This is a genomic window from Qipengyuania sp. MTN3-11, from assembly GCF_042851825.1.
Lineage (GTDB): Bacteria > Pseudomonadota > Alphaproteobacteria > Sphingomonadales > Sphingomonadaceae > Qipengyuania.
The window spans coordinates 1,159,520-1,171,703 of record NZ_BTGM01000001.1; the positions used below are offsets into that span (position 1 = coordinate 1,159,520).

Consider the following 12,184-nt stretch of genomic DNA (forward strand, 5'->3'; position numbering starts at 1 on the left):
CAAGGAAACTCGCCGATGCCGGTCCGCCTCCTGTCGATCGCAGCCCTGCTGCTGCTCGGCGCATGCACGCAGGAAAGCGAGCCGCGGGATCCGGTCAAGACCAGCGTCGAGGCGCCTTCCGCACCGGAGGCGATGGCCACCATCGACGGCCCGGAACGGGTGATCCTGGCCTTCGGCGACAGCCTGTTCGCAGGCTACGGGCTGGGCGAGGCCGAGGCCTATCCCGAGCGGTTGCAGGTGGCGTTGCGCGGCGAAGGGGTGAATGTGCGCGTGATCGATGCCGGGGTCTCGGGCGACACCAGCGCCGCGGGCGCGCAGCGGCTCGGCTTCGTGCTCGACGGGCTGGACGCCAAGCCCGATCTCGTCCTCCTCGAACTCGGCGGCAACGATCTGTTGCGCGGGATCGAGCCCGCCCAGACCCGGGCCAATTTCGAGGCGATGCTGGAAGAGCTCCGGTCGCGCGATATTCCCGTACTCATCATGGGTATGCGGGCGCCGCCCAATTACGGGCCCGAGTACCAGCAGGCGTTCGACGGTCTCTATCGCGAGCTCGCGACGGAATACGACACACAGCTGGTGCCCTTCTGGCTCGAAGCGATCTATCGGGATCCGTCGCTGTTCCAGTCCGATCGCATCCACCCGACGGCGGCCGGGATCGACCGGCTGGTCGAGGATACGAGGGACGAAGTGCAGGCGGCGCTGCCCGCCGGTTAGAGCCGCCGCGCGGCACCCGCCGCCACCTCCCACACCGCCGCCGTCCCTTCGATGGCGGAAAAGGGAGCGATCTCGGTTCCGGTCATCCACACCTGTGTGCCGATCGCGCGCAACCTGTCGAACAGGGCCGCCCGGCGGTCGGGATCGAGATGGGCGGCGACCTCGTCGAGCAGCAGGACGGACGGACGGCCGGCTGCGGCCATCGCCGCATGGGCCAGCGTCATCGCCAGCAGCAACGCCTTCTGTTCGCCGGTCGAGCATTGGGCCGCGGGCATCCGCCTGGCCGCATAGTACACTTCGAGTTCGTCGCGATGTGGCCCGGCAAGGGTGCGCTGCGCCGCCCGGTCGCGGGCGCGCCCGTCGTGCAGCGCCTGGGCGAACTGGTCGCGGCCGACCGGCCCGCCGGGCGCATAGGTCAGCGCGGGGCGGGGGAAGGGGGCCTCGTCCTGAGCGACGATCCGCGCCATCAGGGCATCGACCGTCGCCTGCCGCCCATGCGCCAGCCGCGCGCCGTGATCCGCCATCTGTGCCTCGATCGCATCGAACCAGCGCCCATCGGGATCGCGCCGGTCGGCGAGCAGGCGATTGCGTTCGCGCAGCGCTTTCTCATAGGCGGCGGCGTGGGTGCCATGCATCGGATCGCGCGCCAGCGCCAGCCGGTCGAGATAGCGCCGCCGCTCCTGCGCCGGGCCCATGAACAGCCCGTCCATCGCCGGGGTCAGCCACCCCATCGCCAGCCATTCGCCCAGCGCGGCCGCACTCGTCTCCGCTCCGTTGACGCGTACCTTGCGGCGCAGGTTCGGCTCGGGGTCGGTCCAGGTGCCGAGGCGAACCGGCTCGCCCTCGTATTCGAGCGACGCGCCGACGGCAAAGCCACCGGCGCTCTCCACCTGGGCCATCTCGGCAAGTGTCGCTCGCCGCAGGCCCCGCCCGGGGGCGAGGAGCGACAGCGCCTCGAGAATGTTGGTCTTGCCCGCACCGTTCGCGCCAACGAGCAGGTTGAACCCTGCCGCCCCCTCCAGTGCGGTGTCGGCATGATTGCGGAATCGAGCCAGGGAAATGCGGTCCAGCGCCATCCCGCATCGCCTAAAGCGGAGATGGTGCTCCGTCACGGAAAAGCCCATTTCGAACAGTTGGGGAATTTTCCCAACATTGCGGATAGGTGAATGCGGCTGGAGAGCTTGGTACAGGTGGCAATGGCCGTTTTCAGCCATTTCACGGTTTTGGCACGCCCGTTGCAATCCTGTCGACATCCCCGGAAAGGCCGGGGTGTTCAGGAAGGAAACACCAAATGACCTACGAAAATGCCAACAACGCTCTCGCTGCCATCGCCGCCTTCGCCGTCTCGGTGATCGTCATGGCCGCCGCCATCGTTCCCGCCAGCCCCGCCGGTTTCATCGCCTGATCGCGGCTTCACCAACACTTCGACAAAGGAATATCAGAATGCCCGGTTTCAATTCGAACAAGGCCATCGCCGCTGCGTTCTCGCTCGTTCTCTCGGCGATCTTCTTCGCCACGGCCATCGTCCCGGCCTCGCCTGCAGGAATGCTGGCATGAACGACCTCAAGTTCCGCGACGACGACAGGGCCGTCACCCCGGGCCGCAAGTTCCGGCTCGACAAGCGCCATGGCAAGCTGATGGGCGTGTGCGCCGGCATCGGCAACCACTTCGGGGTCGACACGACCCTGGTCAGGATCGGCTTCGTGCTCGGCACATTGCTGGGCTTCGGCAGCTTCCTGCTCATCTACCTCGCGATCGGCCTGATCGCGGACTGAGGGGGCGCGGCGAGACCGCCGCCCCCTCCGTCACACCGTCCTTCTTTCACATGGCCGAAATGCCGCCGTCGAGCTTGAGCTCCGCACCGGTCATGAACTTGCTCTCGTCGCTGGCGAGATAGAGCACGCCATTGGCGATATCGTCAGCCTCGCCGACCCGCTTCAACGGGATCTGACGGGCGAGTTTTTCCATCACAACGCTCTTCTCGTAACCCGTGTTGGCCACCATCCCGTCGAGGATGGGCGTGTCGATGAAGGTCGGGTGGACCGAATTGCAGCGAATGTTCCAGCCCTGCTTGGCGCAATAGAGCGCCACCGATTTCGACAGCATCCACACCGCGGCCTTGCTGGCGTTGTAGCCGGGCATGGTGTCGCTGGCGATCAGCCCGGCGATCGAGGAGATGTTGACGATCGAGCCGGGCTGGCTCTCCTTCATCAGCGGCAGGGCCTTCTGGCAACCGAGAAAGACGCTATCGACATTGACTGCGAAGCCATGCTTCCACGTCTCGTAATCGCAGGTCTCGATATTGCCCTTCACTCCGATGCCGGCGTTGTTGACCAGCACGGACAGGCCGCCGAGATTGTCGCGGGCCGTTTCGACCGCATTTTCCCAGGCGCCTTCGTCGGTGACGTCGAGCTTCATGGAGAAGGCGGTGCCGCCCCCGCATTCGTCCTCGATCGCCCTGGCGGTTTCGGCCGCGCCATCCTCGTTGAGATCGGTGACCAGCACGCGGGCACCCTCGCGCGCGAGCATTCGTGCTTGCGCCGCACCCAGACCCTGGGCCGCGCCGGTCACCAGCGCCAGCTTGCCTGCAACTCTACCCGCCATGTCTACTCTCCCGCGAGGATATCCTGTCCCAGCGCCAAGAGCAGGCGGACGTCGATCGCGCAACCTTCCGTGCGCTTCGCCGCCACGAATGCGTCGAGTTCGGACAGGAGTACGCGGTGGACGGTGATGTTTTCGCTTTCGGTGCCGCCGCCCGCGTGGATCCGGGTCAGGCCGGTCGCGCGCACCAGAGTGAAGCTCTCGCTGACCATGCCGGGGGAGGAGTGGAAACGGCCGACGTCCTGGAGATGCGCGGCGCGGTAGCCGGTCTCCTCCTCGAGCTCGCGCCCGGCGGCGGCGAGGTCGTCCTCGCCCTCCGCTCCGTCATCGTCTCCGATGAGTCCGGCGGGCAGTTCGAGGCAGTTGCGGCCCAGCGGCACGCGGTATTGTTCGACGAGAAGGATTTGCCCGTCGTCGACCGCGAGGATCACGGCGGCGCGGATGTCGCGGGTGCGCCCGACATATTCCCAGCGCCCGCGCGTCTTCGCGACGATGTATCTCCCCTGCCATTCGATGCGTTCGGGGGCGTCGTGATCCGGAGCGGTCAAACCTCGATCAGCCGGTCGGGCAGCTCGTTCTGGTCGTCCGCATCGCGGGGGAAATGCTCGGCGAGGACCGCGCCGACATCGCGCACGCCCGCCGCCAGACCCTCGGCGATGCGGCCTTGTTTGATCTCGGCCAGCATGTCCGCCATCGCCTCGCCCCAGACTTCGGCGTCGACGATCGCGGCGATCGGCTGGTCCGCGACGATCTCCGCGCGGTGTTCTTTCATCGACAGGTAGAGCAGCACTCCGGTGCGGCCGTGGGTGCGGCGTTCGGCGCCGACCTTGAAGTGGCGGATCGCGGTTTCGTGGACCCGGGCGGTCTTCACCGGTCCGGGAACGCAGGCGTAGGTGAGCCTGTCCCAGCTCAGCAGCGCCCAGGTTGCCGCGAAGGCGAGGAGGCCGAGACCGATGGTCATGCTGGCGAGCTCGCCATTGGTCCATTCATGGGTCCAGCCGCCGACCAGCGAATCCCAGAGATTCATGAACGGCAGAGGGAAAAGCGCAAACAGGCTCATCGCGGTGAAGGCGATACCGGCCGACCAGACCAGCACCACGTCGCTGTAGCCGTCGCTGCGATCCGCCAGGACGGTGACGATCTCGCCGCTGGTGGTGAGTTCCGCCTCGGCGACCGCGTCGCTGACAATCCGGTGACCCCGTTCGTCGAGATAGCGCGCCATGGCCTACCACCCCCCGGAGGCGCCGCCGCCCCCGAAACTGCCGCCGCCGCCGGAAAAGCCGCCGAAGCCACCGCCTCCGCCGCCGCCCCAGCCGCCGCCTCCGCCGCCGTCGAAGCCGCGGGCGACCGCCTTGCCGGCTTCCCACAACAGAATGTCGCCGACCACGCCCATGCCCCCGCGGCGATAGCGCCGCCGCCGGCCGCCGCGGAACATCGGCAGGATGAAGAAAAACAGGATGAACCCGATCCAGATCAGCGTGCCGATCGGGAAGCCCCCGTCGCTGCTGCGTTCCTGCGAGGCCTGCCGGGCGATCGCCGCCGCTTCTTCGGGCGGCAGCTGGAGCTGGGTTATGATCCGGTCGGCACCCCATTCGATCCCGGCGGAATAGTCGCCCTCGCGGAAATAGGGCTTCATCCCCTCGACGTATTCGTAAGCGAGCCCGTCGGGAATGATGCCTTCGAGGCCGTAGCCGACCTCGACCCGCATCTTGCGCTCGTTGGGCGCGACGATGAGGAGGATGCCGTCGTCGTTCTCCTCGTCCCCCAGCGCCCATTCGCGGCCCAGGCGATAGCCGTAATCGGCGATGTCGTAGCCTTCGAGATCGGGGATAGTGGCGATGACGAACTGGCGCTGGTTGGCCTGCTCGAACTGGTCGAGCTTCTGCGTCAGCCGCGCCTCGGTGGCATCGTCGATGATGTTCGCGGCATCGACCACCGGCGCGGTGCCGCGCTCCGGAAAGGTCTGCGCCGCGGCGGGAAGGGCGAACCCGACCGCCGCAGCGATAACGAGGATCAGGCGCGCAAGCTCACGCATCCCAGTTTCGGCGCCAACGCCGCTCAATTGACGGCTGCGGCGTCGAGATCGTCCGAAGCGTTGTCGTTCGCCCCGGTGGCGGTCGGCGCATTGCCGGCGCTGGAGCGCATGTTCAGCTCGGGCGCGACTTCGGCGCCTTCGGTCACCGCTTCGTAGGGCACCATCGGCTCGGCGCCGTGGATGATATTCGCGCCGATCGTGTCGGGGAAGGTGCGGATCGTGGTGTTATACTGGCGCACCGCCTCGTTGTAGTCGCGGATAGCGACGCGAATGCGGTTCTCCTGCCCCTCGATCTGGGTCATGAAGCGGCCGAAATTCTCCTGGCTTCGCAGTTCCGGATAGCGCTCGACCGAGACCAGCAGCCGCGACAGCGCGCCGCCCAGCGTGTTCTGCGCCTGCTGGAACTGCTGCATCTGCTGCGGATCGGAAAGGTCCGACACATCGATCTCGGGCCGTGTGGCCGAAGCGCGGGCCTCGATCACCTGATTGAGCGTCTGGCGCTCCTGCTCGGCCGAGGACATGGTTATCTGCTCGAGGTTGGGGATGAGGTTTGCGCGCTCCTGGAAGGCGGCTTCGACATCGGCCCACTTGGCCTTGGCGTTCTCCTCCGCGGCGGGGACCGAGTTGATCCCGCAGGCCGACAGCGCGAGCGCGGCGGCGGCGACGATGGCGGTACGGAATGCGGCAATGCGGTTCATGGCGTGATCGGCTCCCTTGACGAGTGTCTTGGCAAGATAGCACACCGGTGTCGCCGTTCAAGGAGAACCGGACAGAACAGCTCTTGATCGCGGTCTTGATCGCATACCGGACAGCGGGCACAGGGGAGGGCGAAGTCGAGTACGGAGGGACGGCATGGCACTGGGAACCGAATTCAAGAAATTCATCGCGCGCGGCAATGTCATCGACCTGGCGGTCGGCGTGGTCATCGGCGCGGCGTTCAGCGGGATCGTCACGCAGCTGACCGAAGCGGTGCTGATGCCGCTGATCGGCTGGATCTTCGGCGACATCGACTTTTCGAACTGGTTCATCCTGCTCGGCGAAATTCCCGAAGGCTATGCCGGTTCGGTCACGAATTACGCCGAATTGAAGGAAGCCGGCGTTGCGATGATCGGCTACGGCGCGCTGATCACCGCGGCGATCAATTTCCTCATCGTCGCCTTCGCGCTGTTCATGCTGGTCCGCGGGGTGAACCGCGTTACCGAGGAAATGCAGCGCAAGCAGATGGAAACGGAAGACAGTTCGACCAATCCCGAAGTTCCGACCGATCCGCAGCTCGACGTATTGAAGAAGATCCTCGCCGCGTTGCGCGAGGAAAAATCGGACGTTTCGTCCACTTCCAATTAAGGTAGGATCGCCTATATGGGCTCTGCCGGTTTCGGCCGGCTATGGCGATAAATGGCGCCGTGCAATAGGTACAACGGACCCGGGGGCAGTACCCGGCGGCTCCACCACAAACCGCGGATCTCCGCGATTTATGACGGGGCCGAACCAGGATCGACGTGTGCTGAAAGACGGTGTTTTCGCCCGGGCTGAGTAACCCGTAAAACTGTTCAAAACACACAAGTGCCAACGATAACGAAGCACTCGCAATCGCTGCGTAATCTGACGGCCTAGCGGCCTGAACTTACAAAGCCAAAGCGCGGTCGGACCCACCGGGCAACAGAAGCGGATTCCGGGGCTCCGGGGGTAGCTAGCAACAGAAACCCCCACCCTTCACCTGCAGAAGAGAGCGGACCGCGCCGGTTGCGCACCGGCTTGGCCGGTCACGAAACTTGACCGCCATCGCCGGAGAGCTAAGCGAGCGGCAAAGGGGGGCTACTTATCAAAAACCTTTCGGTTCGCGCGTGGTTCTTCCTGGGTCTTGGCGGCGTGATGCTGCTGCTCGCGCTGGTATCGCTTTGGCCGACCAATCGCGGCATGGTGCGCATGGTCGATTTCGTGCGCGAGCCGGCGATCTATCTCGCCGCGGCTTCTGCGGTTCTTGCCGGTCTGTTCGGCGGGCGGTCACGGTGGATCGCGGTCGCGATGCTCACGGGATCGGCCGCGATCAATCTGGTGCGGCTGTGGCCCTACAGTTTTCTCGCCTCCGCCCAAGTGCCGTTGCCGGACGATGTGGACGGAATGAGCTGCGCCGACGTGCTGGCGCTCAACGTCCTGCAGTCGAACGATCGCTACGACCGGACGGCCACCCTGATCGAACGGGTCGATCCCGACATCCTGTTGCTGATGGAAACCGACGAAGCATGGCTCGACGCGCTGGAGCCGCAACTGTCCCGCTACGGCTATCGGCTCGATCGCCCGCTCGACAACACATACGGGATGGCCTTCGCAACCCGCCTCGAGGTCGATCGGGCCGCGATGGTCTCCAACACGGGCAACAACACTCCCACGCTCTATGCGACCTTGCGGACCGGCGACGGGGCGCGGTTCGAGCTGGTCGGGCTGCACCCGCGCCCGCCCCTGCCGGGGCAGAGCACGGAAGCACGCGATGCCAGTATTGCGAGAGCCGGGGCCCGGACGCCCGACCAACTCGGAAACGTCCTGGCGATCGGCGATTTCAACGATGTGCCGTGGTCGCGCACCACCGAGAATTTCCGGGAGGTCGGTGGTTATCTGGATCCGCGCGCGGGACGGGGAAGCTATGCGACCTTTCCCGCTGGCCTGACCGCGCTCGGTTGGCCGCTCGACCAGATCATGGTGAAGGAAGGGGTCAAGGTCGAGAGCCTGGAGATCGGGCCCGATGTGGGTTCGGACCATCGCCCCGTCATCGCCAGGGTCTGCGTCGATCCGATGGCCCCCGATTCCGATATGCCCGACGGGATCGGCATCGTACCCGGCTCCCCGGAAGGCTGATCTAGCCCGCGTCGGCGCCGGCGGATTTGGCCGCCTTTTCGTACTTCAGGCAGTCGAGGATCTTTGCGCCGGCCATGAACACCGCGCAGGTACAGGCGAGGAACAGGAGCTTTCCGCCCCATCCCGGATATTGTTCGAGATAGGCCGCGCCGCGCGAAGTTGCGCCCAGGGCGAGGGCATAGATGATCAAATACGCCTCCCACGGCGATTTGATCACGAACAGCCTCCCGATCTTGCGCAGCACCCGAACGAATCTCCTGGTTAACCTTCCGAACTGCAAAGCGCATTCCAGCGACGCTGCGCCGCGGGTTCCGTTGGTTAATGAAGTCGGGATTGTAAGCCCGCCCGACAGGCTGTCCAGCGCGTTAACCGTGTCGGAACCCTTCGGGTGGAGGATTATCCCAGCTCGTCCAGAGACAGGACACCCAGCAACGCCTCGCGGGCTTCGACCACCTGCTTCGCCAGCGCCTCGCTGCCGATGTCGGCGGGGTCGATCTGCTCGGGCCACATTTCGGCGACCACGGCCTCGATCCGTTCGGCGGACCGCTCGTCCAGCAGGAAGCGCGGATCGATGGTCGCGGGGTCGGCCACCACGCGCAGCCGCAGGCAGGCGGGTCCGCCGCCATTGGCCATCGACTGGCGCACGTCGACATGGCGGACCGAGCCGATCGGCCCGTTGTCGCGTATCATCCGGTCGAGAAAGGCCGAAACGCTGGCGCTCTCGCGGCATTCGTCGGGGACGACCAGTTCCATGCCCCCATCGGGCAGGGTCAGCAGCTGGGCGTTGAACAGATAGGTCCGGATCGCCTCGTCCAGCGTGACCTGCTCCTCGGAGACCTCGACGACCTCCAGCGCGGGAAATGCGGCGCGGATCGCGGCGCAGGCAGCATCGCGGTCGGCGAAGGCGCGGGCGTGGGCGAAGAGCACCCGTTCGTTGGCCACCGCGACGACATCGTTGTGAAAGGCGCCGGCTTCGATCGCTTCGGGATTCTGCTCGATGAACACGCATTTCGCCGGATCGAGACCGTGTCGGCGTGCGACGGCGCGGCTCGCCTGTTCGTGCTGGCGCGCCGGGAATTTGCCGCCCTGGCGGCCGTAGACGAACACCTCGACCCCGGGCGCGCCGTGGCTCTCGCAGAAGCGCATGTGGTTCGCCGCGCCCTCGTCGCCGAAGCTCGGCAGGATCGCGTCGTGGACCGCGAAATGGCGGCTGTCGGCAAAGGCGAGGGCGAGCTGCGCCCGGGTGTCGCGCCATTCCTGCGCGCGGTGGGGCATGGTTACGAGATTGGCGGGGGTCAGATGGCAACGGCCGTCGCCAGTGTCGGGCGCGGGGCTGACGGTGGCGGCGTTGGCGGTCCACATGCTGGAAGCCGACCAGGCCGCGGCGAGCAGCGCGCGATCGGTGTCGCGGTCGACCGCGAGTGCGTGCAGGAACGCGCCGTTGGGGCGCGGCAGGGGGAGCAGGAAACCCTGAGCCAGGCCCAGCGCCATGTTGGCGCGCATCTTGGCGATCCCCTGGAGCGCCGCCTTGCGCGGGTACGATGGGTCGCCCCGGTGGCTGGCGCTGGCGATGTTGCCGAGGCTGAGGCCCGCATAATTGTGGCTCGGCCCGACGATCCCGTCGAAATTGATCTCGGCCAGTCCGCCCGTCACCGCGCCACGCTCCAGACCTCGTCTCCCGGAGCAACGTCGAGCGCTTGTGCACACGCCTCGTCGATGGATGCGGTCCCGTCTTCGTGCAGCGCGCGCATGCCGTAGGCGCAGCGGAAATCCTCCAGGCGGCCGGTCGCCACCAGTGCCCGCTCGCCACCGTCCAGTTCGCAGTCGGAGAGCTTCGCGGGAACGGCCTCCGCGATGCTCCTCACGTGATCGGTACGCGCGGTCATGGTCGGGCCGCCATCGAAGATGTCGACGTAACCTTCGGCCGCAAACCCTTCTTGTTCCAGCATTCGCATCGCCGCGCGTCCGCTGGGGTGGGGCAGGCCGATGACCTTGCGCGCCTCGTCTTCCAGCATCGCGACATAGACCGGGTGCTTGGGCATCAGATCGGCGATGAACTGGTTGCCGTTGATCGCGTTGAAATAGTCCGCTTCCTGGAAACTCATGCCGAAGAACCGCCCGGCCACCCCGTCCCAGAAGGGCGAGCCGCCGCTGTCGTCGATGATGCCGCGCAGTTCGGCGAGGATGCGATCGGCAAAGCGCGCCCGGTGCATGGCGATGAACAGATAGCGGCTGCGCGCGAGCAGCAGGCCCAGCCCTCCGGCGCGCTCGTTGGGGTGCAGGAAGAGGCCGCCGACCTCGCTCGAGCCTTCGAGATCGGTGACCAGGCTGAGCAGTTCGGCGCGCACCGTGCGGCCCAGTTCCTCGCTGTGCTGGGTCAGCGTGTTGAGGCGGTAGGAGTAGAACGGCCAGCGTTGCCCGACCTGGCTGAACAGCTGGCAGGTTCCGCGCACCTGGCCGGTTTCCCGGTTTTCGAGGACTAGGACGAAGAGATCGTCGCCCAGCGTGTCGTCGGTGCGGGCGAAGGCCTGCCCCGCGCGCTCGAGCTTGCCGGACAGCGAATCGCGATCGGCGGGGAGGTTGGTGAAGCCGCCCCCGGTGAGCTTCGCCATCTCGTAGAGCGGCTCGATGTCTTCCGGCCGTGCCGCGCGCAGGCGGAAGCTCACAGCGCGTCTCCCGATGCCAGCCGTTCGAGGACCAGCGCCGAAAGCGCCGCGCGCTCGGCCAGGCTGGGCACGATCATGTATTCGTCGGGCGAATGGATCTTGCCGCCGCGCACACCCATCGTGTCGACCACCGGCACGCCGGTGGCGGCGATGTTGTTGCCGTCGCAAACCCCGCCGGTGGGCTGCCAGCCGATCGTCTGGCCGAGCTGCGCGCCGCAATCGCGAACCAGATCGAACAGCTTCTGCGCCCGTTCGTCGACCGGCTTGGGCGGGCGGGTGACACCGCCGTGGCGATGGACCGCGACCTCGTGCCGGGTTTTGATCGCCGCGAGGATCGGGGAGAGTTCGCCGTCGAACCGCTCCATCGCCTCGGTCGATTTGGGGCGGATGTTGAATCGCAGCACGGCGAGGTCGGGGACGACGTTGTTCGCCGCCCCGCCTTCGATCTTGGCCGGGTTGATGGTGATGTCGTCTGCCGCGAGGTCGACGATCCGCAGCACCAGGTCGCTGGCGGCGACGATGGCGTTGCGCCCGTCCTGCGGGTTGCGCCCGGCATGGGCGGAGCGGCCGCGAATGGTGATCGAATAATTGCCGGTGCCGCCGCGGGCGTGGGCCAGCGTGCCGTCGGGCAGCGCCGCCGGCTCGTAGGTCAGCGCGGCGTATTTGCCCGCCGCAAGCTGCTCGATCAGCCCGCGGCTGGCGAGGCTGCCGGTCTCCTCGTCGGAATTGATCAGCACGTCGTAGCCGAGACGGGATGCGCCGGACGTCTGTTCGAACGCCTTCAGCGCGTGGAGGATGACATCGAGCCCGCCCTTCATGTCGGCGGTGCCGGGGCCGTTGACCGTCTCTTCATCGAGCCACTCGATGTCCTGGAAGGGATGATCGGAAGGATAGACGGTGTCCATGTGACCGGTCAGGATCACCCGCCGCTCCGCCTCGGGCCGGACGCGCAGCACCATGTGCCGGCCGTGAGGTTTCTCGAATTCCTCGCCGTCGGCGGAGATCGCGGTGACCGTGGCAGGATCGACCAGCTCGACCTCGCCCGGCAGGGCGGCGAAGGCATCGGCGAGCTTCCCCGCCATCACCGCCAGGCCCTCGAGATTGCCGGTGCCGCTGTTCACCCGCGCCCAGTCGAGCGTTTCGGCGAGCATGGCATCGGAATCGATCCGGTCGAGGTGCGGCGAGGTCTGGGGTTCGGCGGGTTGCATGGTCAAACGTCCTTAGGCAGGCTCGCGGCGCTGTCCACCCCCGCGCCGGTTGCCAAGTCCGCGCCGTCTGGCCATAGGGAAACCCGTCTCCTCCCCCAGAGATTCGC

At 66.6% G+C, this 12,184-nt stretch carries 16 protein-coding genes and 1 other RNA gene; 7 read left to right on the forward strand and 10 right to left on the reverse strand.

The features are described from left to right. Positions 1–15: 15 nt before the first annotated feature. Positions 16–714, forward strand: coding sequence for an arylesterase (locus tag ACGHN1_RS05545; protein ID WP_390549096.1), 699 nt, complete (start codon positions 16–18; stop codon positions 712–714). On the opposite strand, the gene recF is transcribed toward ACGHN1_RS05545, so the two are convergent. After that, positions 711–1,790, reverse strand: coding sequence for a DNA replication/repair protein RecF (gene recF / locus ACGHN1_RS05550; protein WP_390549098.1), 1,080 nt, complete (start codon positions 1,788–1,790; stop codon positions 711–713). The genes ACGHN1_RS05545 and recF overlap by 4 nt on opposite strands. 215 nt (positions 1,791–2,005) lie before the next feature. Here recF and ACGHN1_RS05555 point away from each other — a divergent pair, with 215 nt between their 5' ends. The 3 genes from ACGHN1_RS05555 to ACGHN1_RS05565 are packed head-to-tail and all read left to right on the forward strand — an operon-like array spanning position 2,006 to position 2,489. Further along, positions 2,006–2,119 (forward strand): recombination protein F, encoded by a 114-nt coding sequence (locus ACGHN1_RS05555; protein WP_390549100.1) that lies wholly within the window; start codon positions 2,006–2,008, stop codon positions 2,117–2,119. Positions 2,120–2,157: 38 nt separating this feature from the next. Continuing rightward, positions 2,158–2,271, forward strand: coding sequence for a recombination protein F (locus ACGHN1_RS05560; RefSeq protein WP_390549103.1), 114 nt, complete (start codon positions 2,158–2,160; stop codon positions 2,269–2,271). Continuing rightward, positions 2,268–2,489 carry a PspC domain-containing protein gene (locus tag ACGHN1_RS05565; RefSeq protein WP_390549105.1) on the forward strand — a complete coding sequence of 74 codons (222 nt, stop codon included), beginning with the start codon at positions 2,268–2,270 and terminating at the stop codon, positions 2,487–2,489. The genes ACGHN1_RS05560 and ACGHN1_RS05565 overlap by 4 nt, the downstream gene beginning before the upstream one ends. A gap of 46 nt (positions 2,490–2,535) precedes the next feature. Here ACGHN1_RS05565 and ACGHN1_RS05570 read toward each other — a convergent pair whose 3' ends face one another. The 5 genes from ACGHN1_RS05570 to ACGHN1_RS05590 are packed head-to-tail and all read right to left on the reverse strand — an operon-like array spanning position 2,536 to position 6,048. Then, positions 2,536–3,318, reverse strand: a complete 783-nt coding sequence (locus tag ACGHN1_RS05570) for an SDR family oxidoreductase (RefSeq protein ID WP_390549107.1) — start codon at positions 3,316–3,318, stop codon at positions 2,536–2,538. A 2-nt stretch (positions 3,319–3,320) separates the two neighbouring features. Next, a complete protein-coding gene (locus ACGHN1_RS05575; RefSeq protein WP_390549109.1) occupies positions 3,321–3,863 on the reverse strand; it encodes an NUDIX hydrolase in 543 nt (180 codons plus the stop codon). Beyond that, entirely contained in the window at positions 3,860–4,537 is a 678-nt protein-coding gene (locus ACGHN1_RS05580; RefSeq protein WP_390549111.1) for a TPM domain-containing protein, read from the reverse strand. The genes ACGHN1_RS05575 and ACGHN1_RS05580 overlap by 4 nt, the downstream gene beginning before the upstream one ends. Before the next feature lie 3 nt (positions 4,538–4,540). Continuing rightward, positions 4,541–5,350 (reverse strand): TPM domain-containing protein, encoded by an 810-nt coding sequence (locus tag ACGHN1_RS05585; protein WP_390549113.1) that lies wholly within the window; start codon positions 5,348–5,350, stop codon positions 4,541–4,543. Between the two features lie 23 nt (positions 5,351–5,373). Further along, positions 5,374–6,048 (reverse strand): LemA family protein, encoded by a 675-nt coding sequence (locus tag ACGHN1_RS05590; protein WP_390549115.1) that lies wholly within the window; start codon positions 6,046–6,048, stop codon positions 5,374–5,376. Between the two features lie 154 nt (positions 6,049–6,202). Between ACGHN1_RS05590 and mscL the strand changes: the two genes are divergently transcribed. The 3 genes from mscL to ACGHN1_RS05605 all read left to right on the forward strand — a co-directional run bounded on the left by mscL (position 6,203) and on the right by ACGHN1_RS05605 (position 8,203). Beyond that, complete coding sequence (gene mscL / locus ACGHN1_RS05595) at positions 6,203–6,694, forward strand: large conductance mechanosensitive channel protein MscL (protein ID WP_390549117.1); 492 nt, start codon at positions 6,203–6,205, stop codon at positions 6,692–6,694. Further along, positions 6,680–7,025, forward strand: a transfer-messenger RNA (tmRNA) gene (ssrA, locus tag ACGHN1_RS05600). The genes mscL and ssrA overlap by 15 nt, the downstream gene beginning before the upstream one ends. A 197-nt stretch (positions 7,026–7,222) precedes the next feature. After that, positions 7,223–8,203 carry an endonuclease/exonuclease/phosphatase family protein gene (locus tag ACGHN1_RS05605; RefSeq protein WP_390549781.1) on the forward strand — a complete coding sequence of 327 codons (981 nt, stop codon included), beginning with the start codon at positions 7,223–7,225 and terminating at the stop codon, positions 8,201–8,203. A 1-nt stretch (position 8,204) separates the two neighbouring features. Here ACGHN1_RS05605 and ACGHN1_RS05610 read toward each other — a convergent pair whose 3' ends face one another. From ACGHN1_RS05610 to ACGHN1_RS05625, 4 genes are all read right to left on the reverse strand, one after another. After that, positions 8,205–8,447 (reverse strand): hypothetical protein, encoded by a 243-nt coding sequence (locus ACGHN1_RS05610; RefSeq protein WP_390549119.1) that lies wholly within the window; start codon positions 8,445–8,447, stop codon positions 8,205–8,207. A gap of 152 nt (positions 8,448–8,599) precedes the next feature. After that, positions 8,600–9,856 carry an N-succinylarginine dihydrolase gene (locus ACGHN1_RS05615; RefSeq protein WP_390549121.1) on the reverse strand — a complete coding sequence of 419 codons (1,257 nt, stop codon included), beginning with the start codon at positions 9,854–9,856 and terminating at the stop codon, positions 8,600–8,602. Continuing rightward, entirely contained in the window at positions 9,853–10,869 is a 1,017-nt protein-coding gene (locus ACGHN1_RS05620) for an arginine N-succinyltransferase (protein ID WP_390549123.1), read from the reverse strand. Before ACGHN1_RS05620 ends, ACGHN1_RS05615 begins: the two co-directional genes overlap by 4 nt. Then, the gene (locus ACGHN1_RS05625; protein WP_390549125.1) at positions 10,866–12,077 is read right to left on the reverse strand and encodes a hydrolase; all 1,212 of its coding nucleotides are present in this window, start codon (positions 12,075–12,077) and stop codon (positions 10,866–10,868) included. The genes ACGHN1_RS05620 and ACGHN1_RS05625 overlap by 4 nt, the downstream gene beginning before the upstream one ends. Between the last annotated feature and the right edge of the window lie 107 nt (positions 12,078–12,184).

What these genes read in the sequence shown, in the direction of transcription:
- ACGHN1_RS05545 (WP_390549096.1), top strand. Translation starts at nt 16, where the DNA reads ATGCCGGTCCGCCTCCTGTCGATCGCAGCCCTGCTGCTGCTCGGCGCA.
- recF (WP_390549098.1), bottom strand. Translation starts at nt 1,790, where the DNA reads ATGGCGCTGGACCGCATTTCCCTGGCTCGATTCCGCAATCATGCCGAC.
- ACGHN1_RS05555 (WP_390549100.1), top strand. Translation starts at nt 2,006, where the DNA reads ATGACCTACGAAAATGCCAACAACGCTCTCGCTGCCATCGCCGCCTTC.
- ACGHN1_RS05560 (WP_390549103.1), top strand. Translation starts at nt 2,158, where the DNA reads ATGCCCGGTTTCAATTCGAACAAGGCCATCGCCGCTGCGTTCTCGCTC.
- ACGHN1_RS05565 (WP_390549105.1), top strand. Translation starts at nt 2,268, where the DNA reads ATGAACGACCTCAAGTTCCGCGACGACGACAGGGCCGTCACCCCGGGC.
- ACGHN1_RS05570 (WP_390549107.1), bottom strand. Translation starts at nt 3,318, where the DNA reads ATGGCGGGTAGAGTTGCAGGCAAGCTGGCGCTGGTGACCGGCGCGGCC.
- ACGHN1_RS05580 (WP_390549111.1), bottom strand. Translation starts at nt 4,537, where the DNA reads ATGGCGCGCTATCTCGACGAACGGGGTCACCGGATTGTCAGCGACGCG.
- ACGHN1_RS05585 (WP_390549113.1), bottom strand. Translation starts at nt 5,350, where the DNA reads ATGCGTGAGCTTGCGCGCCTGATCCTCGTTATCGCTGCGGCGGTCGGG.
- ACGHN1_RS05590 (WP_390549115.1), bottom strand. Translation starts at nt 6,048, where the DNA reads ATGAACCGCATTGCCGCATTCCGTACCGCCATCGTCGCCGCCGCCGCG.
- mscL (WP_390549117.1), top strand. Translation starts at nt 6,203, where the DNA reads ATGGCACTGGGAACCGAATTCAAGAAATTCATCGCGCGCGGCAATGTC.
- ACGHN1_RS05605 (WP_390549781.1), top strand. Translation starts at nt 7,223, where the DNA reads ATGCTGCTGCTCGCGCTGGTATCGCTTTGGCCGACCAATCGCGGCATG.
- ACGHN1_RS05625 (WP_390549125.1), bottom strand. Translation starts at nt 12,077, where the DNA reads ATGCAACCCGCCGAACCCCAGACCTCGCCGCACCTCGACCGGATCGAT.